Origin of the sequence: Ruminococcus sp. AF20-12LB, assembly GCF_003478985.1 — a bacterium.
GTDB lineage: Bacteria > Bacillota > Clostridia > Lachnospirales > Lachnospiraceae > Blautia_A.
Genome location: NZ_QUGH01000011.1, coordinates 76,991 through 102,466, shown reverse-complemented (window position 1 = coordinate 102,466; position 25,476 = coordinate 76,991). Strand labels below are relative to the sequence as shown.

The following is a 25,476-nucleotide window of genomic DNA, read 5'->3' as shown; positions in this document are numbered from 1 at the left end:
TCAAAAGGATTACAAGGGTTACAAGGGTTACGGCATAAAAATAATGGCATATTCGCTTGAAAGATTGCTGTTCGTAAGCAGTACTCCTCGCAGAATATTTACCTGCGGACGGCAATGCTTGTGTTGCAACGGATATTCTGCTGTTTCCGGCGCAGAGAAAGCCGGGGACAGTTCAGAAGATCCGCAAACAGGAAAGGAGAAACAGATCTATGTATGATGTGATCATTATCGGAGCAGGAGTTTCCGGAGCGGCAGTGGCGAGAGAGCTTTCAAGATATCGGCTGAAAATCTGCGTTCTGGAGCGGGAAGAGGATGTATGCTGTGGAACTTCCAAGGCAAACAGCGGAATCGCTCATTCCGGTTATGATGCAGAACCGGGAAGCCTTATGGCGGAACTGAATGTGAAGGGCAGCAATATGATGGGACAGCTTTCGAAGGAACTGAATTTTCCTTTTAAACAGACTGGTTCACTGACTGTCTGTACAACTGAGAATGGAATTGCCATGCTGCATAAGCTGCGTGAAAGAGGACTGAAAAACGGAGTAGAGGGACTGAGGGTCCTTGACAGAGAAGAGGCACTTGCCATGGAGCCGAATCTGTCTGACCAGGTGCTGGCAGCACTGTATGCACCGACAGCCGGAATTGTCTGTCCCTTTGAACTGAACATTGCAATGGCAGAGAATGCATATAACAATGGTGTGGAATTTAAATTTGACACAGAAGTAAAGAACATCCGAAAACAGGAAAAAGGTTTTGTTGTGGAAACCTCAAAAGGTGATTTTGAGACGGACTGTATCGTCAATGCTGCCGGTGTCTATGCGGATGTTTTTCATAATATGGTAAGTGAGAAAAAACTGCATATCACTCCTCGTAAGGGTGAGTATATGCTCCTTGATAAAAGTACAGGAACACATGTGAATCATACGATCTTTGCACTTCCAAACAAGAGCGGAAAAGGAGTTCTGGTAACACAGACTGTTCATGGAAACCTTTTGATCGGACCTACAGCTACGGATCTGGAGGATCGGGAGGAAACAGCAACTACCTCGGAGGGTATGGAGACAGTAAGTATCAAATCCGGTAAAACAGTAAAGGATATTCCACTGCGGAAGGTGATCACAAGCTTTGCGGGACTCCGTGCTGTCGAGGATGGTATGGATTTTGTGATCAAAGAGGTGGAGGATGCACCCGGATTTATCGATTGTGCAGGAATTGCATCACCGGGACTTACTAGCTCACCGGCCATTGGCTGTATGATTGCTGACATCGTAAAAGAAAAATTACATCCGGAAGTAAATCCGGATTTTAATCCGGTGAGAAAAGGGATCCTGGATCCGTCAGAACTTTCTCTGGAAGAAAGAAATGAGCTGATCAAAAGATCACCGGAATATGGAAATATCATCTGCAGATGTGAGATGATCTCTGAGGGAGAGATTCTGGATGCGATCCGAAGACCTCTCGGAGCGAAATCTCTGGATGGAGTAAAACGTCGTACAAGAGCAGGAATGGGAAGATGTCAGTCAGGCTTTTGCTCTCCCAGAACAATGGAGATCCTCAGCCGGGAGCTTGGCATTTCCATGGAGGAGATCACAAAAACAGGCGGAGCTTCCAGATTGATCGAAGGAATCAACAAGAAAATTGCAGAGGAGGGCGAGAACCATGAATGATAAGAGTATGGTGAAGAGAGATATCGTGATCATAGGCGGAGGCCCTGCAGGACTGGCAGCAGCCCTGGCTGCAAAGAAAGAGGGAGCAGAGAGTATCCTGATCCTGGAACGTGATAAGGAACTGGGCGGGATCCTGAATCAGTGTATCCATAATGGATTTGGCCTTCATACATTTCAGGAGGAGCTGACAGGACCGGAATATGCGGCACGCTTTATCCGGATGGTAAAAGAGCAGCAGATCGAGTACCGGCTGAACACCATGGTCATGGATATCAGCCAGGATAAGGTGATCACTGCCATGAGCCGCCAGGAGGGAATGTATCAGATCCGGGCAAAAGCTGTGATCCTTGCCATGGGCTGCAGGGAGAGACCGCGAGGTGCACTGAACATTCCGGGATATCGACCGGCAGGCATTTATTCAGCAGGAACAGCACAGCGCCTTGTAAACATGGAAGGATTTATGCCGGGAAAAAAAGTAGTGATCCTGGGATCCGGTGATATCGGATTGATCATGGCCAGACGTATGACGCTGGAAGGCGCAGAGGTTAAGGCAGTGGCAGAACTGATGCCATATTCCGGAGGCCTGAAGAGAAATATCGTGCAGTGCCTGGACGACTTTGGGATCCCGTTGAAGCTTAGCCATACAGTGGTTGACATAAAAGGAAAAGAGCGTGTGGAAGGAATCACTCTTGCAGAGGTAGATGAAAACAGACGCCCGATTCCCGGTACAGAGGAATTTTTTGAATGCGATACGCTTCTTCTTTCTGTTGGTCTGATCCCGGAGAATGAGCTTTCCGGACAGGCAGGTGTGAAGCTGAGCAATGTGACCTCCGGACCGGTGGTAAATGAAAGCCTGGAGACAAATGTAGAAGGTGTTTTTGCCTGTGGAAATGTTCTCCATGTTCATGATCTGGTGGATTTTGTTTCGGAGGAAGCCGGCAATGCAGGAAGAAATGCGGCTCTCTATATAAACAACAATGGAGAGGACAAAATACCGGAAGAGATAAAGATCACGCTTTCGCCCAAAAACGGAGTCCGCTATACAGTGCCGTCTGAGATCCGTATCGGTCATATGGCGGAGGAGCAGCTGGTCCGCTTCCGTGTGGGAAATGTGTATAAAAATTGTTACATCCGTGCATATCTGGATGGAGAACGGATCTTTTCCAGAAAAAAACAGGTGGCAGCACCCGGAGAGATGGAACAGATCAAATTGAAAAAAGAGCAGCTTCTTTCCATTCTGGAAGGAAAACAGAAACAGGATAAACATGAACTTGTGATCCAGGTGGAGGAGTGATGAAAATGGAAAAAAGGAATCTTACTTGTATCGGATGTCCTATGGGATGCGCCCTTCTGGTGGAAATGAATGGAAAAGAGATCATTTCCGTCACAGGAAATACCTGTAAAAAAGGCGCGGAATATGCAGTGAAGGAAGTGACAGATCCGACCAGGATCGTGACAACGACCGTTCGTGTGAAGAATGGAAATATGCCGGTGGTGTCAGTAAAGACAGCACAGGATATTCCGAAAGGAAAGATTTTTGACTGTGTGGAAGCGCTGCGGGATGTATGTGTGGAAGCACCGGTTCAGATCGGGGACGTGATCCTGGAGAATGCAGCAGGAACAGGCGTGGATATCGTGGCTACAGGAAATGTGAAGCAGATCATACAGTGATTAGCAGAGGATATATATGGCAAACTGTATGCTTATAATATGTCAGCCCTCCGGCAGACAAAGCGAATAAAATAAACCTGAAAAGGCTTTTTTATCGCTTTGTTTGCTGTGAAATGAAATGTACAAAATGCACAAAAAATATCAGCGCTTAAAAAGGATAATTGATTAAAAACAACAAAAAATATACATAAAAATAGATGAAAAATGTTGAAAATAAATAAATGCTATGATATAATCAGAAATATAAATTAGCAAAAATGCTCACAATGATGTAATGCATTGAATGGAGGATGATTAGAATGAAAGTATTTGGACATCGTGGTTTCAGCGGAGAATATCCGGAGAATACAATGTTGGCGTTTCAGAAAGCTGTGGAGGCTGGCTGCGAGGGAATCGAGCTTGATGTGCAGCTGACTAAGGATCTGGTTCCGGTGATCATGCACGATGAGAAGGTTGACCGTACCACGGATGGAAACGGATATATCTATGATCTTACATATGCCGAGCTGTGTAAACTGGATTGTAGTTATCCGGATAAGTTTGCCGGAAAATTCGGCAGGCTTCAGATTCCGACTCTGAGAGAGTATCTGGAGTGGATGGCAGAGGAGGAAGATCTGATCACAAACATCGAGCTGAAGAACAGTGTTTATTATTATGGTGGTATGGAAGAGAAGGTCATTGATATGATCTGCGAATATGGTCTGGAGGATCGGATCATTCTTTCCTCTTTCAATAACGCATCCATTGTATTGTGCAGACAGAGTGATGAGACTATTGCAGGAGGCTTTCTGGTAGAGAAATACGTGGATAATGCAGGGGTTTATGCAAGAACCTGTGATGTGCAGTATTATCATCCAAATCTGGAATACCTGAAGGAAGAGCATGTACGCAGCTGTTCCCAGAACGGGATCGGGGTGAATGTCTGGACTGTAAACGAGGAAGAGGATATGAGAAGGATGAAGAAATGGGGAGTAAACTCCATCATTACCAATTATCCGGACAGAGGAAGAGCAGTGGCAGACGAGGATTGACACTGCGATGTCAAGACGCTTTCTGTGAGGTATATACAGGAGGCAGGCTAAATTGAGATCTCCGGCAGGAGGGGGTCCTGCTGCAGATTTATAAAAATAAAATAAAAAAACTATAATAATGTATTATGGAGGATTTTTACAATGGAGAAAGAAACAAGACCTTTTATTTCCTGGCAGCTTGCAGACGATTTTATGACTGCGGTATTTGAGAAAATGGGAGTTCCAACAGAGGATGCGAGACTTTGTTCCGACGTACTTCTGGAAAGTGACAGACGTGGAATTGAGAGCCATGGTTGCAACCGCTTTAAACCGATCTATATCGACCGTATCAAATCCGGAATTTTAAATCCTGTAACAAAGATCGATGTTCTTAAAGAGACACCGACAACTGCAGTTCTTGATGCTAACGATGGTATGGGAATGGTAGCCAGCAAGAAGGCTATGGACATGTGTATCGAAAAAGCACATAAATACGGTATGGGTATGGTTGCAGTCCGTAACTCTTCCCATTATGGAATCGCAGGATATTGGACAGGCCTCGCAGCAAAGGAGAATATGATCGGTATCAGCGGTACCAACGCAAGACCATCCGTTGCACCGACATTTGGTGTTGAGAATATGCTTGGAACCAACCCACTGACATTTAGTATGCCTACAGATGAGCCGTTCCCGTTTACACTGGACTGTGCAACATCTGTTATCCAGAATGGCAAGATCGAATACTACGCACGTATCAACCATGATACTCCTAAGGGTCTTGTTATTTCCAGAGAAGGAGAGGAGCTTACAGATAGTGCAGAGATCCTTAAGAAGATCAGAAGCCAGCAGGCAGCACTTGCTCCTCTCGGTGGATTTGGTGAGACAACCGGAGGATATAAGGGATACGGATACTCTACTGTTGTTGAGATCCTTTCCGCAGCTCTTCAGTCCGGTCTCTTCCTGAAAGCTCTGGAGGGCAAGGATGAGGAAGGAAAGATCCGTCCATATCATCTTGGACATTTCTTTATTGCTATCGACACAGAGGCATTTATGGGTGCAGAGGCATTCAAGAAAACATGCGGTGATATCCTGAGAGACCTGAGAGGCTCCGAGAAGGCTCCTGGACAGGAACGTATCTACACAGCAGGCGAGAAGGAATATGATGTATGGATGTATCGTAAGGATAAGGGAGTTCCGGTGACAGAGGCAGTTCAGAAAGAGTTTATCGGACTTCGTGATGAATTCGGACTTACACAGTTCAAATTCCCATTTGAGAAATAATGTATCTGCAGAAGGGAAGTCCATAGGGGCTTCCCTTCTTTTAAAACATATATATGGTAAATATTTCTGGTCTTTGAAGCGATAAACTGATACAATAAGAATGATATCTTCAAACAATGCGCGGAGATAGAATGATATTGTGTGAATATTGCGGAGGAAGAGAGAATATGAACAAAGAATTTCTGGACGCGATCGAGGCGAACCCGATCATAGCGGCTGTAAAGGATGAACAGGGGCTTCAGAACTGTCTGGGCAGAGAAGAGCTTACCGTGATCTTTATCCTGTATGGAGATATCCGTTCTATTGGGGGAATTGTGGAGCGGATCCACCAGGCGGGGAAGATCGCGATGGCACATATAGACCTGATCACAGGTTTATGTTCGAAAGAGGTTTCTGTGGATTATATTTGCAAAAATATCCATGCAGACGGGATCATTTCAACAAAAGCATCCATGATCAACAGGGCGAAGAAGCTTGGAATGTATACAGTTCTGCGTTTTTTCCTTATTGATTCCATGGCGATCAAGAATATTGAGAATCTGGGAAATCAGCATGAGCAGCTGCCGGATGTAGTGGAGGTTCTGCCGGGGGTGATGCCGAAGATTCTTAAACAGATATGTAAAACAAGCAAAGTGCCTGTGATCGCAGGCGGTTTGATCTCCGATAAGGAGGATGTAATGGGAGCGCTGGGTGCGGGGGCAGCAGCGGTTTCCACTACAAATCAGAAGGTATGGGAATTGTAAGGCTGCAGAGGCATTGATCTGCAGCAAAGAAATGTATTGGAGGATTTTTATATGGCAAAATATATTATGGCGCTGGATTCCGGAACGACCAGTAATCGCTGTATTCTTTTTGATGAAAACGGAAGGATCCGCAGTGTGGCACAGAAGGAGTTTATCCAGCATTTTCCGAAACCGGGATGGGTAGAGCATGATGCAGGTGAGATCTGGTCCACACAGCTTTCTGTTGCCAGAGAGGCTATGAACCAGATCGAGGCAACGGCAGAGGATATTGCGGCGATCGGTATCACCAATCAGAGAGAGACCACCATTGTCTGGGATAAGAATACGGGACAGCCGGTTTATCATGCCATCGTATGGCAGTGCAGAAGAACTTCAGAATACTGCGACAGTCTGAAAGCGAAGGGACTGGAAGAAAAATTCCGTCAGAAAACAGGACTTGTTATTGATGCGTATTTTTCTGCCACCAAAGTAAAATGGATCCTGGATAATGTGGAGGGCGCCCGCGAAAGAGCAGAGAAGGGAGAGCTTCTGTTTGGTACCGTGGAGACCTGGCTGATCTGGAAGCTGACCAAGGGAGCTGTTCATGTAACAGATTATTCCAATGCATCCAGAACGATGATGTTCAATATCAACACACTGGAGTGGGATGATGAGATCCTGGAGGAGCTTGACATTCCGAAATGCATGCTTCCGCAGGTAAAAGAGTCCAGTGAGATTTATGGTGAGACAGATCCGTCCTTTTTCGGTGGAAGGATCCCGGTAGCCGGTGCTGCCGGTGACCAGCAGGCGGCGCTGTTCGGACAGGCCTGCTTTGAGAAAGGTGAAACCAAGAATACATACGGAACCGGTGGTTTTCTTCTGATGAATGCAGGAGATAAACCGGTATTTTCCAATAACGGGCTGGTTACAACCATCGGATGGGGACTTAACGGAAAGATCACTTATGTTCTGGAGGGATCCGTATTTGTGGCTGGTGCTGCGATTCAGTGGCTTCGTGATGAGCTTCATCTGGTGGATTCTGCGTCGGATACCGAGTATTTTGCGGGAAAAGTACCGGATGCAAACGGCTGCTACGTCGTGCCTGCATTTACGGGACTTGGAGCTCCTTACTGGGATCAGTATGCCCGTGGCACGATCGTGGGATTGACCCGTGGTGTAAATAAGTATCATATTGTGCGTGCGACTTTGGAATCTCTTGCATATCAGGTCAATGATGTGCTGGAGGTTATGAAGGAAGATGCCGGAAGTGACCTTGCAGTTCTTCGTGTAGACGGCGGAGCAAGTGCAAACAATCTTCTTCTGCAGATTCAGGCCAATATCAGTAATGTGGCTGTAGAACGTCCGGAATGTATTGAAACAACTGCTCTTGGTGCCGCATATCTGGCAGGTCTTGCTGTGGGCTTCTGGAAAAGCAAGGAGGCAGTACAGGAAAGCCGTGATGTGGAACGTATTTTCCGCACGGAGATCGATGACGAGAAGCGAAATGCCATGGTAAAAGGCTGGAGAGCTGCAGTAGGCTGCTCCAGAGACTGGATCAAAAAGATCCAGTAAAAGGTAAAAAAAAGTCATGCAGCGGGACCGGATGAAAATGTCCTGTGCATGGCTTTTTTGCGCTTTCGGAATGTCACAGACAGACCGTCATAGTAAGCAATCGCGGAACAGATCCGCCGGAGTTTACAGAGTGGTCAGATCGATTCTGTAATCGTCGGAACCTTCTCCGTCAGCAGTGTAGTAAGCTGCTCTTTCTTCTGCATTTACATAGATGTGGAGCTCTTTGCCTTTCAGGCCTTTTGCTTCTGCATCTTTCTTAACAGCTACCTCAAGGTCGGCAACTGTGATGGATGTCTCAAAAATTTCAAGTGTGATGCCGCTGATCTTATGATTTTTTACAGTGTTCTTAACTTCTTCTACTACTTCTGGTGCCTTGGCTGCTACAGTCTCTGTTGCTTTTTTGACTGCTTTAACGGTTTTTTCAGCTGCAGGTGTTTTTTCAATCTTTTCTACAGTTGATTTCACGGTAGCTTTGGCTTTGGTGGTTGCGCTCTTCAGGTTGCTTGTTCTGCTGTTTCTTCTTTTTTCCATAATGGAACACTCCCTTCCACATATCTCGCTGACAGAACTGATCTGTCGGAATATGTACCTGTTTACAGTATCATGAATCCGGTGGAAAGTCAAATTTTTGCTTGGGTGTTGCATTTCCGGCGGTTGTCGTATAAACTGGATTACAGAGAAAATCAGACAGGGGTACAGAGATTGAAGAATATTCAGGAAGATATTAAAACAGGAAAATTTAAGCAGGCATATCTCCTTTATGGTGAGGAAGCCTATCTGAAACAGCAATATAAAAGAAATCTGGTGAAAGCTCTGAACCCGGACGATGATACCATGAATTTCAACAGATATGAGGGGAAGGGAATCGATGTCCGGGAGCTTTTGAGTCTTTGTGATACCATGCCCTTTTTTGCAGAGCGAAGAGTAGTCCTTCTTGAGGATACGGGATTCTTTAAGAATAAATGTGAGGAACTGGCAGATTATATGAAAGCTCTGCCTGATTATCTGTATCTGGTGTTCTGCGAGTCTGAAGTAGATAAAAGAAGCCGTATGTACAAGGCGGTAAAAGCCTGCGGCAGCATCGGGGAATTTAAACAGCAGGATGAAAAGACTCTTATGCGGTGGGCAGCAGGAATCCTTGGAAAAAATGGCCGCAGGATCACCCAGAGAGATGTGGAGCTTTTGCTGACCATGACGGGAACAGATATGGGAAATATAAGGATGGAGCTGGAAAAGCTGATCTCCTATACAGTTGGAAGAGATGTTGTGACTGCTGCAGATATCCGGGCTGTCTGTACTACACAGACAACCAATAAGATCTTTGATATGGTGCGTGCGGTGACGGAGAAGAATCAGAAGCGGGCCCTGGATCTGTACTATGACCTTCTGACTCTTCGGGAACCGCCAATGAGGATATTGTTTCTTCTGGCGAAACAGTTTCGCCAGATCTGCCTGACTAAGAAAATGTCGCAGGAAGGTCTTTCTCAGACTGAGATCGCTTCCAAACTGGGAGTACCCTCTTTTGTTGTGCGGAATCTGGCGTCCTGTGCCAGATCCTACACTGTGGAAGAGCTGGAGAATGCCGTGCGGGATTTTGTGGATGCGGAAGAGGCGGTAAAGACAGGTACACTTGGAGATGTGCTCAGCGTGGAGCTTCTGATCGTGAAGTACAGCTCGGCGAGAGCAGTGAGAGCCTGAGTTTTACGGAGCCGGGTTCTGCCACAGGGTCGCTCCGTTGTCCCTGAGCCATTTTTCGCAGGCTTTATACTCCGGCATCACAGATGCCACCACTGCATAAAAGGCAGGGGAATGATTCATTTCTTTTCTGTGGGAAAGTTCGTGCACCACAACATAATCCAGGATTTTTTCCGGGGCGAAGATCAGCCGCCAGTTGAAGTTCAGGTTTCCTTCGCTGGTGCAGCTTCCCCAGCGGGTTTTTTGTTCCCGGATCGTGATACGGCCGTAGGTTACGCCCATTTTTCTGGCGTAGGCTGCGGTTTTTCTTTTGAATATTTTTCTGGCGGATTCCATATAATAACTGCGGCGGAATTCCGAAAGAGGCGGATTTTCAGCCGGGGACTGTGCCGGCTCAGTGGCAGCGTGTGAGAGATGCTCCAGGATCCAGCTTTCTTTCTGTGAGAGAAAACGATGGATGGTGGAATCTGGCATTGTGTGTGGAGCGCGGACAGTCACCTGACCGGAAACGCTGACCTGGATCGCCAGGGTTTTCCGGCTGCTGCGGATAATGCGGTAGGGAAAGGGATGAGATATCATAAAAAACTCCTTTTGGTCAATGCAGAAATCTATATACAAAAAAGACAGTCGCTGACGGTTCGACTGTCTTTCCTTTTACTTATAAGCTTATAACTAAAATATTCCGTGGTCTATTACGCAATGCTGTTGACAGCTTTGGAAAGACGGGAAATTTTTCTGGCGCAGTTATTTTTGTGATAAACGCCCTTGGATGTAGCTTTGCTGATTGTGGAGATTGCGTCCTTAAGAGCAACCTCTGCAGCTGCCTTATCCTTATTTTCAACTGCTGTCTCAACTTTCTTGATGGAAGTCTTAACTGCAGAACGGATTGCTTTGTTTCTTGCAGCCTTAGTGCTGTTAACTAAGATTCTCTTCTTTGCGGATTTAATGTTAGCCAATTCGTACACCTCCGATTCCTTAAAAATATAATATTAAATTACATTCACAGGAACAGACACGGGCGCTCCTATGAAACATGCTTATATATATTATTATACGTGCACAGGAATGTCAAGATGTTTTTCGCAAAAATTCAAAAAAAATATGCGAAAAATACCAGATGCTGTGTGTAAAAGCGGAAATGATACATATTTATGGGAAAAAGGGAAATAATAAAAGGGAAAACACTGGAAAAGCTGCAGGCAGCAGCGAAAATATCTTTTTGATTTTACAGAAAAAGAGGATGAGAGTATGGCTGGAAGGAGCAGAATCAGAACAGACCTGGCGCTGGAAGCAACGGAACGCTTTCGGGAGGAAAATGTAGAAGTACATGGAGTAGAGATCAGGGAAAAATACGATGAGGAAAAGGAGGTGCGTACTACAGTTGTAAGGATCACAACGGAAAACGGAGCCAGGACCATGGGAAAACCACAGGGAACCTATATTACCATTGAGGCACCGGATCTTTCCGTTCCGGATGAGGATTATCACAGGGAGATTTCTGAAGAAGTGGCACATCATTTAAGGGAACTGATCGATCTTGGACGTCAGTTGTCAATTCTGGTGGTAGGGCTTGGAAATCAGGAGATTACTGCGGATTCCCTTGGTCCTCGTACAGTTTCCAATCTTCACATGACAAGGCATGTGATTCGGGAATATGGGCTGAAGAGCAATGGACATATGAAAATGCACCAGATCAGCGGGATCGTTCCGGGTGTGATGGCACAGACCGGAATGGAAACCCTGGAAATTGTTCGGGGTGTTGTTTCTGAGACAAAGCCGGATTTGGTGATCGCCGTAGATGCGCTGGCGGCCAGAAGTACGACAAGACTTAACCGGACGATCCAGATCACGGATACCGGGATCAGTCCGGGCTCCGGCGTGGGGAATCACAGGGAAGGCCTGAATGAAGAAAATCTTTCGGTCCGTGTGATCGGGATCGGTGTTCCGACTGTGGTGGATGCGGCTACTATTGTCCATGATTCCATGGCGGAGCTTCTGGAGGCGCTGGAGGAAGATGAGCAGAAGGAGTTTCTGGAAGAAATGATCTCGCCGAAGCTTTACACCATGTTTGTAACACCAAAGGATGTGGATGAAACGGTACGGTATTTAAGCTTTACCATTTCCGAGGGACTGAATCTGGCTTTTTCCGATAGTCTAATCGAAGAGGACAGGTCATAAAATACCATAAGAGGTGATCGTGGGTGACGAATATCCAGAGGGCTTTCTGCGTGGTTTTGAGCCTGATTTTCCTGTGTGTGGTGGCTGTCCTTCCGGGAGATTTTTTCAGGCATGGTGAGATCTACAGACAGCTGCCGCTGTATTGCTTTCTGGAAAAGAAAGCTCTGCAGAAGGAAAATGGCAGAGACAGGGAAACAGAGATGCTTTTGCAGGAAAAAAACGCAGAGCATCTGGGTAAAGAAGTGGAAGCAGAGAACCGAAAAGAGCAGGAGACGCTGCTGATGGCCGAGGCGGAAGAGGTGGAGAAGAAAGAAGAGCTTCAGAAGAAAGAAGAGCTTCAAAAGAAAAAAGAAATTCAAAAGAAAGAAGCGGAAGAGGCAGAGAAAAAATCTTCTGACGGCAAAAAAAGTGAAAAGGAGACCGGTAAGGAAAATGCAGAGCCGGAAGTTACGGAGTCGGGAGACACAGGACAGGAAGTTGCAGAACAGGAGACTCCGGCGTCAGAGGAGAACCGATCCGGTGAAAATACCGCGAAGGAACAGGAGACAGTGGCACTGCCACATCCGCAGATTGATTTGTCTCAGGCGAAACTGGCAGATTTTGACTATGTGATGAATCAGTTTTTTATATTGGATTCCAATACGGAGACGAATGCACAGCAGATCAGTGCGCCCCGTTTTCTGAAGGAGGATCTGTCCGTTAAAAAGGATTCATCGGTACCCCAGATCCTGATCTATCATACCCATTCCCAGGAGGCTTTTGCAGATTCAAGAGAAGGACAGACTGAGGACACCATCGTAGGAGTGGGAGATTATCTTACTGAACTTCTGGAAAAAACATACGGGTACCAGGTCATTCATATAACAGATTCCTTTGATATGATGGGAGGAACACTGGACAGGAGCAAGGCTTATGATTATGCCAGGGCCTCCATAGAAAAAGTGCTGGAGGAAAACCCCACCATTGAAGTTGTGATCGACCTTCACAGAGATGGTGTGCCGGATGACCGGCATCTGGTAACGCAGGTGAATGGAAAACCTACTGCTCAGCTACTTTTTTATAATGGATTAAGCTATACAGTCAGTCAGGGGGCAGTGAGTTATCTGCCCAATCCTTACATAGAAGAGAATCTGGCATTTTCCTTTCAGCTGGAATATCAGGCGGCACAGTATTACCCCGATCTTTACCGGGGAATCTATCTGGCAGGTCTTCGCTATAATCTGCATCTTAAGCCACGTGCGCTGCTTCTGGAGGCCGGAGCGCAGACAAATACCGTGGAGGAAGTCCGAAATGCCATGGAACCTTTTGCAGATATCTTAAACAGAGTTCTGAAAGGCAGTGACAAAGAAGACTGAAATATGGTATGATAAAGAGCAATATGGAAAAATATGCGTTCTGAACGCTTTATACGAGAGAAATTTAAGGAGGACTTCCTAAATGATAGACCAGAGTAAAATTCGGAATTTTTGTATCATTGCACATATTGACCATGGCAAGTCAACACTTGCGGACCGTATCATCGAGATGACGGGACTTCTTACCGAAAGGGAAATGCAGGCCCAGGTTCTGGATAACATGGACCTTGAGAGAGAACGAGGAATCACCATCAAATCCCAGGCGGTTCGTATTGTATACAAAGCCAAGGACGGAAATGAGTATATTTTTAACCTGATCGATACCCCGGGACATGTAGACTTTAACTATGAGGTTTCACGAAGCCTTGCTGCCTGTGACGGAGCGATCCTTGTTGTGGATGCAGCACAGGGAATCGAAGCTCAGACACTTGCCAATGTATATATGGCACTGGACCATGATCTGGATGTGGTTCCGGTGATCAACAAGATTGACCTTCCAAGTGCGGATCCGGAGCGTGTTATCAATGAGATTGAGGATGTGATCGGAATTGAGGCGCAGGATGCACCGCAGATCTCCGCAAAAACAGGACTGAATGTAGACCAGGTCCTGGAGCAGATCGTCAATAAGGTCCCGGCGCCGTCGGGGGATGTGGATGCACCGCTGAAGGCTCTGATCTTTGACTCTGTTTATGACCCTTATAAGGGTGTTATCGTATTTTGCAGAGTGAAGGACGGACGTGTGAAAAAGGGCACGAGGATCCATATGATGGCGACCGGATTCACCACGGAGGTTGTGGAGGTTGGATATTTTGGAGCGGGTCAGTTTATCCCATGTGACGAGCTGACAGCAGGCATGGTCGGATATATCACAGCCAGCATCAAGAATGTCCGTGATACCCGCGTGGGTGATACGGTAACGGATGCGGACAACCCCTGTGCAGAGGCGCTTCCGGGGTATAAGAAGGTAAACCCTATGGTTTATTGTGGCCTTTATCCGGCAGATGGTGCCAAGTACGGCGATCTCCGTGACGCACTGGAGAAGCTTCAGCTCAACGATGCTTCCCTTTATTATGAACCGGAGACATCGGTCGCTCTTGGATTTGGTTTCCGCTGCGGCTTCCTGGGACTTCTTCATCTTGAGATCATTCAGGAGCGTCTGGAGAGAGAGTATAACCTGGATCTTGTAACTACAGCACCGAGTGTTATCTATAAGGTCTATAAAACCAATGGTGAGATCATCGAGCTGACCAATCCCACCAACCTTCCGGATCCTTCAGAGATCGAATACATGGAAGAGCCCATGGTGAAGGCAGAGATCATGGTAACCACAGAGTTCATTGGTGCGATCATGGATCTTTGCCAGGAGAGACGTGGTCAGTATGAAGGCATGGAATATATGGAAGAAACCCGTGCACTCCTGAAATACAGACTGCCGCTGAACGAGATCATCTATGATTTCTTTGATGCACTGAAATCACGTTCCAGAGGTTATGCATCCCTGGATTACGAACTGGACGGATATGAGAGAAGTGAGCTTGTGAAGCTGGATATCCTTGTGAATAAAGAAGAAGTGGATGCTCTTTCCTTTATCGTGCATGCAGATACTGCTTACGAGCGCGGAAGAAAGATGTGTGAGAAGCTGAAAGACGAGATCCCGAGACAGCTCTTTGAGATCCCGATCCAGGCAGCTATCGGAAGCAAGGTCATTGCCAGAGAGACGGTAAGAGCCATGCGTAAAGACGTACTTGCCAAGTGCTACGGTGGAGATATCTCCCGTAAGAAGAAGCTTCTGGAGAAACAGAAGGAAGGTAAGAAACGTATGCGTCAGGTAGGTAACGTGGAGATCCCGCAGAAGGCATTTATGAGTGTCCTGAAGCTGGATGATAAATAGGAGATGACTTTTTGAAAAAAAATATAAAAAAACTGTTTCTGGCAGCAGGACTTCTGGCTATGACAGGAGCTCTGCTTACCGGATGTGGTTCAAAGAAGAAAAATGCAGAAGAGGAAAGTGTGATCAAAATCAGCACAGCGCCGGAACCGACTGCCACTCCTGATCCGAAAACAGTAGATCCGGATGCAGTGACGAGCAATGGAAATCTGACAATGGTCAATGAGTACCTGGCAGAAAACGGCAGCGAGGCCCTGGGGATAGATGGCGCGACACCGACACCGGCTGCTTCGGATGGAAGCATGGATACTGCCGGTGAAGCTGCAGCCTCCGGTGAAGATACTGATACAACAGATGCCGGTGGAGAGGAAGGAGCCATGGATGGAGAATAAGGCGAAAAAACCGCTGGAGCTCTATATCCATGTTCCGTTTTGTGTAAAAAAATGCGATTACTGTGATTTCCTTTCCGGACCTGCAGGAAAAGAGAGGCAGCGTGAATATTTCCAGGCTCTGGAAAGGGAGATCGCTGCTGTTCCGGATTTTTCGGACAGGGAGATCACCACAGTTTTTATCGGCGGAGGAACACCTTCCGTGCCGGATCCGTCTCTTGTGGGAGAGATACTGGATCAGATCAGAAATAAGTTTTTTATGGCCCCGGATGCTGAGATCACTATCGAAGCAAATCCGGGGACTTTATATAAAGAAAAACTTCAGATATATCTGGAACACGGGATCAACCGGCTGAGTCTGGGGCTTCAGTCCCCGCAGAACCGGGAATTAAAGATCCTTGGAAGGATCCATACGTGGGAAGAGTTTCAGGAGAGCTTTTTTATGGCAAGGGATGCAGGCTTTTCCAATATCAATATCGATCTGATGAGTGCCATTCCGGAACAGACCTATGAAGACTGGGAAAAAAATCTTCGCACGGTGGCAGGGATTTCGCCGGAACATATTTCCGCCTACAGTCTGATCATTGAGGAAGGCACTCCTTTCGGGGAGAGAAAGCTGAAATTACCGGATGAGGATACGGAGTACCGTATGTATGAGAATACGGCAGGAATCCTGGAGGAATATGGGTTTCATCAGTACGAGATCTCCAATTATGCAAAAGGCGGACGGGAATGCCGCCATAATAAGGGATACTGGCAGAGAATCGATTATCTGGGGCTGGGACTTGGGGCGTCTTCACTTCTGGATCATATGCGTTTTTCCAATACTGCGGATATGAAGGAATATATTGGAAACAGTGCGTTTCCGGATAAGATCCGTCAGAATATGGAGAGTCTTACAGAGGCAGATGAGATGGCTGAGTTTATGTTTCTGGGGCTTCGGATGACAGAGGGCGTTTCAATGAAAGCGTTTGCGGAATATTTCGGAAAAAATATGGAAAACGTTTACGGAGAGGTCCTGAAAAAGCATCTGGAGATCGGAATGCTGGAACAAAAAGGAGACAGGATATATCTTTCGCGAAAGGGAATCCATGTGAGCAATGGAGTGATGGCAGATTTTCTGCTGTAGAAAAATTTGTCGATTTTTTCACCTTGACGAACGGATGTTCTGGCAGTATACTGATAAAAAATCAGAAGTTTTACAGCAGAATAAGAGAGGTAGATTCTGCTGTTGAGAAGAATACCGGAATATTTTTGTATGACCGGACAGAGTAGGAGGTTTCATGTCAGCAGAAGCAAACGATAAGAAGCGTTTTATCAGGATACGCGGAGCCAATGAGAATAATCTTAAGAATCTCAGCGTCGATATTCCCAGAGACCAGTTTGTGGTACTTACCGGACTCAGCGGCTCCGGTAAGTCATCTCTTGCATTTGATACCATTTATGCAGAGGGACAGAGACGTTATATGGAGTCACTTTCTTCCTATGCGAGGCAGTTCCTGGGACAGATGGAGAAACCGGATGTGGAGAGTATCGAGGGTCTTCCGCCGGCAATCTCCATTGATCAGAAGTCAACGAACCGGAATCCCCGTTCTACAGTGGGTACGGTAACAGAAATCTATGATTATTTCCGACTTCTGTATGCCCGTGTGGGAATCCCGCACTGTCCCAAATGTGGAAGGGAAATTCGCAAACAGACGGTAGATCAGATGGTGGATCAGATCATGACGCTTCCGGAACGCCAGAAGATCCAGCTTCTTGCACCGGTAGTACGGGGCCGCAAGGGAACCCATGTCAAACTTCTGGATCAGGCCAGAAGAAGCGGGTATGTGAGAGTGCAGATCGACGGAAATCTCTATGAGCTTTCCGAGGAGATCAAGCTGGATAAGAATATCAAACATAACATTGAGATCGTTGTGGATCGACTTATTGTGAAACCGGGAATAGAGAAGCGTCTTTCCGATTCCATTGAAACCGTACTGGATCTGGCGGATGGTCTGCTGGTAGTAGACACTATGGACGGGAAGCTTCTGAATTTCAGCCAGAGTTTTTCCTGCCCGGATTGTGGCATCAGCATTGATGAGATCGAACCCAGGAGCTTTTCCTTTAATAATCCATTTGGTGCCTGCCCGCAGTGTCTGGGTCTTGGATATAAGATGGAATTTGATATCGATCTGATGATCCCGGATAAGAAACTGAGTATCAATGAAGGGGCTATCGCTGTTCTCGGATGGCAGTCCTGTACCACGCAGGGAAGCTTTTCCAGAGCGATCCTGGATGCCCTGGCAAGGGAATATGAATTTTCTCTGGATACGCCTTTCTGCGAGTATCCGAAAAAGGTTCAGGATATCCTCATCCATGGTACCGGCGGTCATTCTGTGAAGGTTTATTATAAAGGACAGCGAGGAGAAGGTGTTTACGATGTGGCGTTCCCGGGACTGATCCGCAATGTGGAGCAGAGATACCGTGAAACCGGTTCTGAGGCCATGAAGCAGGAATACGAGAGCTTTATGCAGATTACTCCGTGCACCACATGTAAGGGACAGAGGCTGAAGAAAGAGTCACTGGCAGTGACTGTGGCGGATAAGAATATTTATGAAGTGACCAATATGCCGGTACAGAAGCTGCAGGGTTTTCTCTGCAATCTGAAGCTTTCAAAGCAGCAGGAGCTTATTGGAAGGCAGATCCTGAAGGAAATCCGTGCCAGAGTTGGATTTCTGGCAGAGGTTGGTCTGGAGTATCTTTCACTTGGAAGAGCTACCGGAACCCTTTCCGGCGGAGAGGCTCAGAGAATCCGTCTTGCCACACAGATCGGATCCGGGCTTGTGGGGGTTGCATATATCCTGGATGAGCCGAGTATCGGGCTTCACCAGAGAGATAATGACAAGCTTCTGGGGGCACTGATGCGTCTCCGTGATCTTGGAAACAGTCTGATTGTGGTGGAGCACGATGAAGATACCATGCGTGCGGCAGACTGTGTCATCGATATCGGCCCCGGAGCCGGAGAACATGGTGGACAACTGGTCGCAATGGGGACAGCTGAGGATCTGATGAAAAATGAGGAGTCTGTGACAGGAGCTTATTTAAGCGGAAGGCTGAAGATCCCGGTACCGGAAGTGAGGAAGGAACCAATCGGATTTCTTCATATAAAGGGTGCGGCAGAGAACAACCTGAAGCATATCGACGTAGATATTCCTTTGGGAGTGATGACCTGTATCACAGGTGTTTCCGGCTCCGGTAAGAGCTCTCTGATCAATGAGATCTTGTACAAGAGACTTGCCAGAGACCTGAACCGTGCCAGAGTGATCCCCGGGAAACATGATGACATCCTGGGTATCGATCAGCTGGATAAGGTGATCAATATCGACCAGTCCCCGATCGGAAGAACTCCCCGTTCCAATCCTGCCACATATACCGGGGTTTTTGACCAGATTCGTGATCTTTTTGCAGCCACCGCAGATGCCAAGGCAAAGGGCTACAAGAAGGGCCGTTTCAGTTTTAATGTCAAGGGTGGACGGTGCGAGGCCTGCAGCGGTGACGGAATCATCAAGATCGAGATGCATTTTCTTCCGGATGTATACGTGCCTTGCGAAGTCTGTAAGGGCAAACGCTACAATCGTGAGACTCTGGAAGTGAAGTATAAGGGCAAGAGCATTTATGATGTATTGAATATGACTGTGGAAGAAGCACTGACATTTTTTGAGAATGTACCGTCAATCCGGAGAAAGATCGAGACCCTGTACGATGTAGGGCTTTCCTATATCCGTCTGGGGCAGCCCTCCACCACTCTTTCCGGAGGAGAAGCACAGCGTATCAAGCTTGCTACAGAACTCAGCAAGCGCAGTACCGGAAAGACGATCTATATCCTGGATGAGCCTACCACAGGACTGCACTTTGCGGATGTCCACAAGCTGATCGAGATCCTGCGCCGTCTGTCTGAAGGAGGAAACACCGTTGTGGTCATTGAGCACAATCTGGATGTGATCAAGACGGCGGATCATATTATTGATATCGGACCGGAAGGCGGTGACAGAGGCGGAACGGTAATTGCCAGAGGAACTCCGGAGGAAGTAGCAGAGAATCCGGTTTCCTACACCGGTAAATATGTGAAAAAATATCTGGAACAGAAATAACCGGTAAAAGTTCTTTTCAATTTCTGTGGTTTTGTATATAATGAAGTGCGGGAACGTTTCGGCACAGACCGGAACAGAATAAGTCAGAAATGCGTCAGCATACGAATGAGTATGACGCAGGCGGGAGGATTTATGCCGGCAAAGGATATTGGAATCGATCTGGGAACCAGAAACAGTCTGGTGTTTTCCACAGGCAAGGGGATCGTTTTAAGAGAGCCCTCTGTGGTTGTTTATGATAAAGATACAGAGAAGATCAGAGCGATCGGTGAGGAAGCCAGACAGATGGCAAGCCATCTGACTTCCAATATGGAAGTGATCTGGCCGATCCGAAGAGGTGTGATCGTAGATTATAATGTAATGGAAAAGATGCTGAAATATTTTATTTCACAGGCTATGGGACGAAGAGCGTTCCGGAAACCGAGAGTCAGCATCAGTGTTCCGAGCGGGATCACGGAGATTGAGCGTAAAGCAATTGAGGAAGCTGCCTATCAGTCAGGAGCCAGGGAAGTTTTTCTTGTGGACGAGCCTATCGCTGCTGCTATCGGTGCAGGTGTAGATATCACCAAGCCATTTGGTAATCTGATCGTGGATATCGGTGCAGGGACTACAGATGTTGCGGTCATATCGGTAGGGGGAGTGGTTGTTTCCACTTCTGTGAAGGTTGCAGGAGATAATTTTGATCATGCGATCATGAATTATGTACGTGAGAAGCATAGTCTCTTTATCGGGGAGGATGCAGCGGAGAATATCAAGATCAAGATCGGAACAGCCAGTGAAGAAGCGGATCTTCGAACGATGGAGGTCAAGGGCAGAAATATCATCACAGGACTTCCGAAGGTGGCAACACTGACTTCTGAGGAGATCCGGACCGCTTTGAGGGAAACGACCGGGCAGATCGTGGAGACTGTACATGGTGTTCTTGAAAAAACACCACCAGAGCTGGCGGCAGATATCATGGACAGAGGAATCGTTCTTACAGGTGGAGGTGCCATGCTGCATGGAATGGATACATTGATCGAGCAGAAAACAGGAGTCAGCACACTGACTGTACAGGATGCAATGCTTGTAGTGGCTGCAGGAACAGGAAAATATGCGGAAATCATGTCAAGGATGTAAACCGTTATGGGTCGTCTGGACGGCACAGGAGCAGAGAAGAGATTGCCGCAGGAAACTCATACAGATAAGGCGCTGCAGCTGCAGTGCCTTTTGCTGTTATCAGAGGTTTACAGATGGAGAAGAAAATGAGTGAGACAGTTACAGGATATATAGATCATGTGATCTTCCGGAATGAAGATAATGGATATACGGTCATGGTACTGAAAGGGATGGAAGAGGAACAGGAACTGACCTGTGTGGGAACATTTCCTGCAATCACCCAGGGGGCTGCCATTGAAGCTTCCGGAAATTATACAACACATCCGGTGTATGGTAAACAGTTTCAGATATCCTCCTACGTAGAAAAAATGCCGGAGGATGCACTGGCCATGGAACGTTATCTGGGTTCCGGCGCGATCAAAGGGATCGGTGCGGCACTGGCGGCCAGGATCGTACGTCGTTTCGGCGATGATACCATGCGTATTGTGGAGGAAGAACCGGAGCGGTTGGCTGAGATCAAGGGAATCAGCGAAAAAAAGGCCATGGAGATCGCAGAACAGATGACGGAGAAAGCAGATATGCGCCGCGCTATGATCTTTCTCCAGAAATACGGGATATCGCTGAATCTCGGCGCAAAGATCTATCAGAAATACGGACAGACTGTATATGGAGTCCTGCAGGAGAATCCGTATCGCCTTGCAGAGGATATCAGTGGTGTGGGATTCCGTATCGCAGATGAGATCGCTTCCCGGATCGGGATCCATACAGATTCAGATTACAGGATAAGAAGCGGAATGCTGTATACTCTCCTACAGGCTTCAGGAGAAGGCCATATCTATCTTCCGAAGGAGGAACTTTTTTCCAGGGCATCCGGACTTTTGGGAGTAGATTCCTCCTACATGGAAAAACATCTCATGGACATGATAGTAGACCGGAAACTGATCCTGAAAGAAACAGAAGAAGGTGCAGTTGTCTATCCCACACGATATTATTATCTTGAGCTGAATTCAGCCAGAATGCTCTGTGAGCTGAACATTCTCTGCCCGGAAGATGAGGAGATGGTGGAGAAACGGATCAACAGGATCGAAAAGGAGACAGGAACCCGGTTAGATGAAATGCAGAAACAGGCAGTGGCGGCAGCTGCCAGTCATGGTCTGTTCATTCTGACTGGAGGGCCGGGAACCGGAAAGACTACAACGATCAATGCTATTATCCGTTATTTTGAAGAGGAAGGCGCTGAGCTGCGGCTTGCAGCCCCTACCGGCCGTGCAGCCAAGCGAATGACAGAGGCTACCGGATACGAGGCTCAGACGATCCACAGACTTCTGGAACTGAACGGGATGCCGGAGGAAGAGCAGGAAGGCCGTGCAGTTCATTTTGACAGGAATTCGGAGAATCCGCTGGAAGCGGATGTGATCATCATTGATGAGATGTCCATGGTAGATATCGCACTGATGCATTCATTGCTTCTTGCAGTGACAGCAGGGACCAGGCTGATCCTGGTAGGTGATGAAAATCAGCTTCCCAGTGTAGGCCCGGGAAATGTTCTGAGGGATATTATCCGCAGCGGCTGTTTTTCGGTAGTAGAGTTGAAAAAGATTTTCCGCCAGGCATCTGAAAGTGATATTGTGGTGAATGCCCATAAGATCAACCGGGGCGAGCAGGTGACCATCAATAACAAGAGCCGAGATTTCTTTTTTCTGAAAAGATATGACGCGGACATCATTATCCGTGTGGTGATCGCACTGATCCAGGAGAAGCTTCCGCGTTATGTAGATGCAAAGCCTTATGAGATTCAGGTGCTCACTCCTATGCGTAAGGGACTTTTAGGTGTGGAGCGGCTGAACCAGATCCTTCAGAGATATTTGAACCCGCCGGATGAAAAGAAAAAGGAGAAAGAGATCGGACAGCGTCTTTTCCGTGAAGGGGATAAGGTGATGCAGGTGAAGAACAATTACCAGCTGGAGTGGGAAATCCTTGGACGATACAAGATTCCTGTGGATAAAGGCGTGGGCGTGTTTAACGGAGACACCGGTATTATGACGGAGATCAATGAATTTGCGGAAACGGCCACCGTGGAATTTGAGGATGGCAGACAGGCAGAATATTCCTTCAAACAGCTTGAGGAACTGGAACTTGCCTATGCAGTGACCATACATAAGTCCCAGGGCTCAGAATATCCGGCAGTGATCCTTCCGATCCTTTCCGGACCAAGGATGCTGATGAATCGGAATCTTCTGTATACAGCAGTGACCAGAGCCAGAAAATGTGTTACCGTAGTAGGCAGCGAGACCACTTTTGCGGAGATGATCCGCAATGAAAAACAGCAGCAGAGATACAGCTCTCTGGACAGACGGATCCGGGAGCTGGATGAATCTGAACAGAAAGAGAGCGCCATCGGGGAGAAAGGACTTTCTTGAAAAAAACAACAGATTTTTTACTGGACATGCTTTACCCGAAAAAATGCCCGCTGTGTCATCAGATACTGAAAGAAAAAGATCGGCTGATCTGTCCGGAGTGTTCCGGAAAGGTCAGACCTATATCTGGTCCCCGGTGTATGAAATGCGGAAGACCGGTAAAAATGGAAGAAGAATACTGTGAAGACTGCCGCAAGGGTGCTCATCATTTTACGGAGGGCAGAAGTATTTTCTGGTACGGAGAGGTCTGGAGACAGTCTCTGGTACGATTTAAGTATTACGGATGTCGGGAATATGGGGATTTTTATGCAAAGGCAATGAGCGTCTTCGGAAAAAAATATCTGGAACGGTGGAAGCCTGATCTGATCGTTCCCGTTCCTCTGCATCCCAGAAAAAAAAGGATGAGAGGCTTTAACCAGGCAGCGTATCTGGCAGAAAGGCTCAGTGATCTTACAGGGATCCCATGGAATGAGCATCTGGTAAAGAAGATACGAAGCACAAGATCTCAGAAAAAACTCAATGCCATACAGAGGCGTCAGAACCTGAAAAATGCATATCGGGTAACCGAAAAGATCACGGGTTTTTCTGTACTTGTGGTGGATGATGTATACACAACAGGAAGTACAGCAGATGCCATGGCAATGTGTCTTTTTGAGGCCGGTGCAGAGAAAGTTTATTTTCTGACAATATGCGCAGGAAGGGCATGAAACAGCCGAAAAAACACTTTTCATAGGTATGGAACTATGCTACAATAAATTTGATTGCAGTTAAACAGTATAACTGTATGGAAAGCGTAATGCGGATCATATATCGGGGATTTTCCTGATAAAGAAAGCTTATGAGGAGTTATTTTTATGGTAAATGAAGAAAAAGTGAAGATCATGAACCGTCTGGCTATGTATGAACATGGCGAAGGCAGGAAGTATCTTCCGGTGAGCAGATATTATCGAAGTGATTATATTGGACTTGCACTGATCAGAAACTTTTTTCTGGTAACGATCGGGTATGTATTGGGACTTGCAGGTGTTGCTGCATATTTCAGCGAATATCTTATGGATAATGTGAATAAGATTAATCTGGTCGAGGTTGGGATCTATATCGTCGTCGGCTATCTGATCGTACTTGTCATGTATTCGATACTGACCTACATCCAGTATTCTGTGAAATATTTCCGGGCAAAAAAAAGTGTCAGGGAATATTATCAGGATCTTACAAGACTGGAAAAAATCTACGGGCGGGAGGAAAAAAGAAATCCGGTCCGGAGAAATGCAGGAGGACATAGAAAATGACAGCTTTACTTGAGATCAAACAGAATATCAAAAGATTTTACGGACAATATGAAGTATATATACTGCCGGTTCTGAAGTTTGTTCTGGCATTTGCCTATTTTCTCTGGATCAACAGCAATATGGGCTACATGAAACAGCTGGATAATATTTTTATTGTCCTGATCCTGGCGCTTGTATGTTCGATCCTTCCGGTTTCCGTGATGATGTTTATGGGATTTGTGTTGATGATCGGTCACTGTTATGCAGTCGGGATCGAAACGGCAGGATTTATGCTGCTTCTTATTCTGTTGATGATGATCCTGTTCCTCAGATTCAGCAGGTCACAGAATCTTGCAATGATCCTTACACCACTTTCCTTTGGATTTGGTGTTCCTGCACTTATGCCGATCGGAGCAGGCCTGCTGGGCAGCGCATTGTCAGCGCTTCCGGCCGGATGCGGTGTTGTGATCTATTATTTTATACGGTTTGTACATGCGCAGTCGGCGGCACTCAGTGATCCTGCCGCAGAGATCACAGAAAAACTGAAGCTGATCTCTGACGGACTTGTCCACAACTGGGCAATGTGGATCACGGTGATTGCGTTTGTGGCAGTGGTCCTGTTTGTGAACCTTCTGAGAACACGGGCGTTTGATTATGCATGGAGGATCGCTGTCATTGCCGGCGGCGTGATCTATATCCTGGTTATCCTTGCCGGAGATTTCTGCCTCAGTATTACGGTAGCCATGGTGCCGATGATCCTGTCCACAGTGATCTCCGTACTGGCAGGATTTGTTCTGGAGTTCTTTGTTTTTGGCGGAGATTACAGCAGAACAGAACGTCTGGAATATGAGGATGATGAGTACTATTACTACGTAAAAGCCGTTCCGAAGGCATCGGTCGCCACTTCTGAGAGAAGTATCAAAAAGATCAATGCGGAGCCGGTAAAAGAAGAAAAAAAAGACAGTGTTGTGTCTTTCAGTGATGATGTATTTCCTGAGAAGAAAGAAATGCATACAGTAAAGATGCCGGATATGGTTTCCGAAAATACAGTAAGTGAGAAACCGGAGGGATTGGACAAGATCGATTTCGAAAAACAGCTGGAGGAATCACTGAAGGATCTTTAAACAGGAACGAT

Annotated in this window: 22 protein-coding genes; 19 read left to right on the top strand and 3 right to left on the bottom strand. The window is 46.8% G+C overall.

The genetic code is table 11. The features are described from left to right. The first annotated feature begins 209 nt into the window (after positions 1-209). From DWX61_RS13930 to glpK, 7 genes are all read left to right on the top strand, one after another. Complete coding sequence (locus DWX61_RS13930; protein WP_118625900.1) at positions 210-1,667, top strand: NAD(P)/FAD-dependent oxidoreductase; 1,458 nt, start codon at positions 210-212, stop codon at positions 1,665-1,667. A gap of 7 nt (positions 1,668-1,674) precedes the next feature. Then, positions 1,675-2,961 carry an NAD(P)/FAD-dependent oxidoreductase gene (locus tag DWX61_RS13925; RefSeq protein ID WP_118625966.1) on the top strand — a complete coding sequence of 429 codons (1,287 nt, stop codon included), beginning with the start codon at positions 1,675-1,677 and terminating at the stop codon, positions 2,959-2,961. A gap of 5 nt (positions 2,962-2,966) precedes the next feature. Continuing rightward, positions 2,967-3,338: a DUF1667 domain-containing protein gene (locus DWX61_RS13920; RefSeq protein ID WP_118515126.1), complete on the top strand. Its 372-nt coding sequence runs from the start codon at positions 2,967-2,969 to the stop codon at positions 3,336-3,338. 299 nt (positions 3,339-3,637) lie between these two features. Next, positions 3,638-4,369: a glycerophosphodiester phosphodiesterase gene (locus DWX61_RS13915; RefSeq protein ID WP_021976755.1), complete on the top strand. Its 732-nt coding sequence runs from the start codon at positions 3,638-3,640 to the stop codon at positions 4,367-4,369. A gap of 141 nt (positions 4,370-4,510) precedes the next feature. Next, the gene (locus DWX61_RS13910; RefSeq protein WP_118625898.1) at positions 4,511-5,629 is read left to right on the top strand and encodes an Ldh family oxidoreductase; all 1,119 of its coding nucleotides are present in this window, start codon (positions 4,511-4,513) and stop codon (positions 5,627-5,629) included. A gap of 167 nt (positions 5,630-5,796) precedes the next feature. After that, complete coding sequence (locus DWX61_RS13905; RefSeq protein WP_118625896.1) at positions 5,797-6,372, top strand: glycerol-3-phosphate responsive antiterminator; 576 nt, start codon at positions 5,797-5,799, stop codon at positions 6,370-6,372. A 51-nt stretch (positions 6,373-6,423) separates the two neighbouring features. Then, positions 6,424-7,923, top strand: a complete 1,500-nt coding sequence (gene glpK / locus DWX61_RS13900; RefSeq protein WP_118515042.1) for a glycerol kinase GlpK — start codon at positions 6,424-6,426, stop codon at positions 7,921-7,923. Positions 7,924-8,046: 123 nt separating this feature from the next. Here the strand turns inward: glpK and DWX61_RS13895 are convergent, their stop codons facing one another. Then, positions 8,047-8,454, bottom strand: coding sequence for a DUF6465 family protein (locus DWX61_RS13895; protein WP_118625894.1), 408 nt, complete (start codon positions 8,452-8,454; stop codon positions 8,047-8,049). A gap of 171 nt (positions 8,455-8,625) precedes the next feature. On the opposite strand from DWX61_RS13895, the gene holA reads away from it, so the two are divergent. Then, entirely contained in the window at positions 8,626-9,621 is a 996-nt protein-coding gene (gene holA / locus DWX61_RS13890; RefSeq protein ID WP_118625892.1) for a DNA polymerase III subunit delta, read from the top strand. A 3-nt stretch (positions 9,622-9,624) separates the two neighbouring features. Here the strand turns inward: holA and DWX61_RS13885 are convergent, their stop codons facing one another. Both DWX61_RS13885 and rpsT read right to left on the bottom strand, forming a co-directional pair. Further along, a complete protein-coding gene (locus DWX61_RS13885) occupies positions 9,625-10,197 on the bottom strand; it encodes a M48 family metallopeptidase (protein ID WP_174235826.1) in 573 nt (190 codons plus the stop codon). Between the two features lie 113 nt (positions 10,198-10,310). Continuing rightward, the gene (rpsT, locus tag DWX61_RS13880) at positions 10,311-10,574 is read right to left on the bottom strand and encodes a 30S ribosomal protein S20 (RefSeq protein ID WP_022426951.1); all 264 of its coding nucleotides are present in this window, start codon (positions 10,572-10,574) and stop codon (positions 10,311-10,313) included. A gap of 292 nt (positions 10,575-10,866) precedes the next feature. Between rpsT and gpr the strand changes: the two genes are divergently transcribed. The 11 genes from gpr (at position 10,867) to DWX61_RS13825 (ending at position 25,465) form a co-directional block, all read left to right on the top strand. Further along, positions 10,867-11,796 (top strand): GPR endopeptidase, encoded by a 930-nt coding sequence (gene gpr / locus DWX61_RS13875; protein ID WP_118625890.1) that lies wholly within the window; start codon positions 10,867-10,869, stop codon positions 11,794-11,796. 23 nt (positions 11,797-11,819) lie between these two features. Next, on the top strand, positions 11,820-13,151 hold the full coding sequence (locus tag DWX61_RS13870; protein WP_270427316.1) for a stage II sporulation protein P: 1,332 nt from the start codon (positions 11,820-11,822) through the stop codon (positions 13,149-13,151). 82 nt (positions 13,152-13,233) lie between these two features. Continuing rightward, complete coding sequence (gene lepA / locus DWX61_RS13865; RefSeq protein ID WP_118515036.1) at positions 13,234-15,042, top strand: translation elongation factor 4; 1,809 nt, start codon at positions 13,234-13,236, stop codon at positions 15,040-15,042. Positions 15,043-15,053: 11 nt separating this feature from the next. Further along, positions 15,054-15,431, top strand: coding sequence for a hypothetical protein (locus DWX61_RS13860; RefSeq protein WP_118625888.1), 378 nt, complete (start codon positions 15,054-15,056; stop codon positions 15,429-15,431). Beyond that, a complete protein-coding gene (gene hemW, locus DWX61_RS13855; protein ID WP_118625886.1) occupies positions 15,421-16,557 on the top strand; it encodes a radical SAM family heme chaperone HemW in 1,137 nt (378 codons plus the stop codon). Before DWX61_RS13860 ends, hemW begins: the two co-directional genes overlap by 11 nt. A gap of 154 nt (positions 16,558-16,711) precedes the next feature. Then, a complete protein-coding gene (gene uvrA / locus DWX61_RS13850) occupies positions 16,712-19,561 on the top strand; it encodes an excinuclease ABC subunit UvrA (protein ID WP_118625884.1) in 2,850 nt (949 codons plus the stop codon). A 132-nt stretch (positions 19,562-19,693) separates the two neighbouring features. Then, entirely contained in the window at positions 19,694-20,677 is a 984-nt protein-coding gene (locus DWX61_RS13845) for a rod shape-determining protein (RefSeq protein ID WP_118625882.1), read from the top strand. Positions 20,678-20,790: 113 nt separating this feature from the next. After that, positions 20,791-23,076, top strand: a complete 2,286-nt coding sequence (gene recD2 / locus DWX61_RS13840) for an SF1B family DNA helicase RecD2 (RefSeq protein ID WP_330575535.1) — start codon at positions 20,791-20,793, stop codon at positions 23,074-23,076. Continuing rightward, on the top strand, positions 23,073-23,780 hold the full coding sequence (locus DWX61_RS13835; RefSeq protein ID WP_270427312.1) for a ComF family protein: 708 nt from the start codon (positions 23,073-23,075) through the stop codon (positions 23,778-23,780). Before recD2 ends, DWX61_RS13835 begins: the two co-directional genes overlap by 4 nt. 147 nt (positions 23,781-23,927) lie before the next feature. After that, positions 23,928-24,362, top strand: coding sequence for a hypothetical protein (locus DWX61_RS13830; RefSeq protein WP_118625880.1), 435 nt, complete (start codon positions 23,928-23,930; stop codon positions 24,360-24,362). Next, complete coding sequence (locus DWX61_RS13825) at positions 24,359-25,465, top strand: hypothetical protein (RefSeq protein WP_118625878.1); 1,107 nt, start codon at positions 24,359-24,361, stop codon at positions 25,463-25,465. Before DWX61_RS13830 ends, DWX61_RS13825 begins: the two co-directional genes overlap by 4 nt. The last annotated feature ends 11 nt before the right edge of the window (positions 25,466-25,476 follow it).

Coding starts and splice junctions, on each gene's coding strand:
- DWX61_RS13930 (WP_118625900.1), top strand. CDS start 210: ATGTATGATGTGATCATTATCGGAGCAGGAGTTTCCGGAGCGGCAGTG.
- DWX61_RS13925 (WP_118625966.1), top strand. CDS start 1,675: ATGGTGAAGAGAGATATCGTGATCATAGGCGGAGGCCCTGCAGGACTG.
- DWX61_RS13920 (WP_118515126.1), top strand. CDS start 2,967: ATGGAAAAAAGGAATCTTACTTGTATCGGATGTCCTATGGGATGCGCC.
- DWX61_RS13915 (WP_021976755.1), top strand. CDS start 3,638: ATGAAAGTATTTGGACATCGTGGTTTCAGCGGAGAATATCCGGAGAAT.
- DWX61_RS13910 (WP_118625898.1), top strand. CDS start 4,511: ATGGAGAAAGAAACAAGACCTTTTATTTCCTGGCAGCTTGCAGACGAT.
- DWX61_RS13905 (WP_118625896.1), top strand. CDS start 5,797: ATGAACAAAGAATTTCTGGACGCGATCGAGGCGAACCCGATCATAGCG.
- glpK (WP_118515042.1), top strand. CDS start 6,424: ATGGCAAAATATATTATGGCGCTGGATTCCGGAACGACCAGTAATCGC.
- DWX61_RS13895 (WP_118625894.1), bottom strand. CDS start 8,454: ATGGAAAAAAGAAGAAACAGCAGAACAAGCAACCTGAAGAGCGCAACC.
- DWX61_RS13885 (WP_174235826.1), bottom strand. CDS start 10,197: ATGATATCTCATCCCTTTCCCTACCGCATTATCCGCAGCAGCCGGAAA.
- gpr (WP_118625890.1), top strand. CDS start 10,867: ATGGCTGGAAGGAGCAGAATCAGAACAGACCTGGCGCTGGAAGCAACG.
- lepA (WP_118515036.1), top strand. CDS start 13,234: ATGATAGACCAGAGTAAAATTCGGAATTTTTGTATCATTGCACATATT.
- hemW (WP_118625886.1), top strand. CDS start 15,421: ATGGAGAATAAGGCGAAAAAACCGCTGGAGCTCTATATCCATGTTCCG.
- uvrA (WP_118625884.1), top strand. CDS start 16,712: ATGTCAGCAGAAGCAAACGATAAGAAGCGTTTTATCAGGATACGCGGA.
- DWX61_RS13845 (WP_118625882.1), top strand. CDS start 19,694: ATGCCGGCAAAGGATATTGGAATCGATCTGGGAACCAGAAACAGTCTG.
- recD2 (WP_330575535.1), top strand. CDS start 20,791: ATGGAGAAGAAAATGAGTGAGACAGTTACAGGATATATAGATCATGTG.
- DWX61_RS13830 (WP_118625880.1), top strand. CDS start 23,928: ATGGTAAATGAAGAAAAAGTGAAGATCATGAACCGTCTGGCTATGTAT.
- DWX61_RS13825 (WP_118625878.1), top strand. CDS start 24,359: ATGACAGCTTTACTTGAGATCAAACAGAATATCAAAAGATTTTACGGA.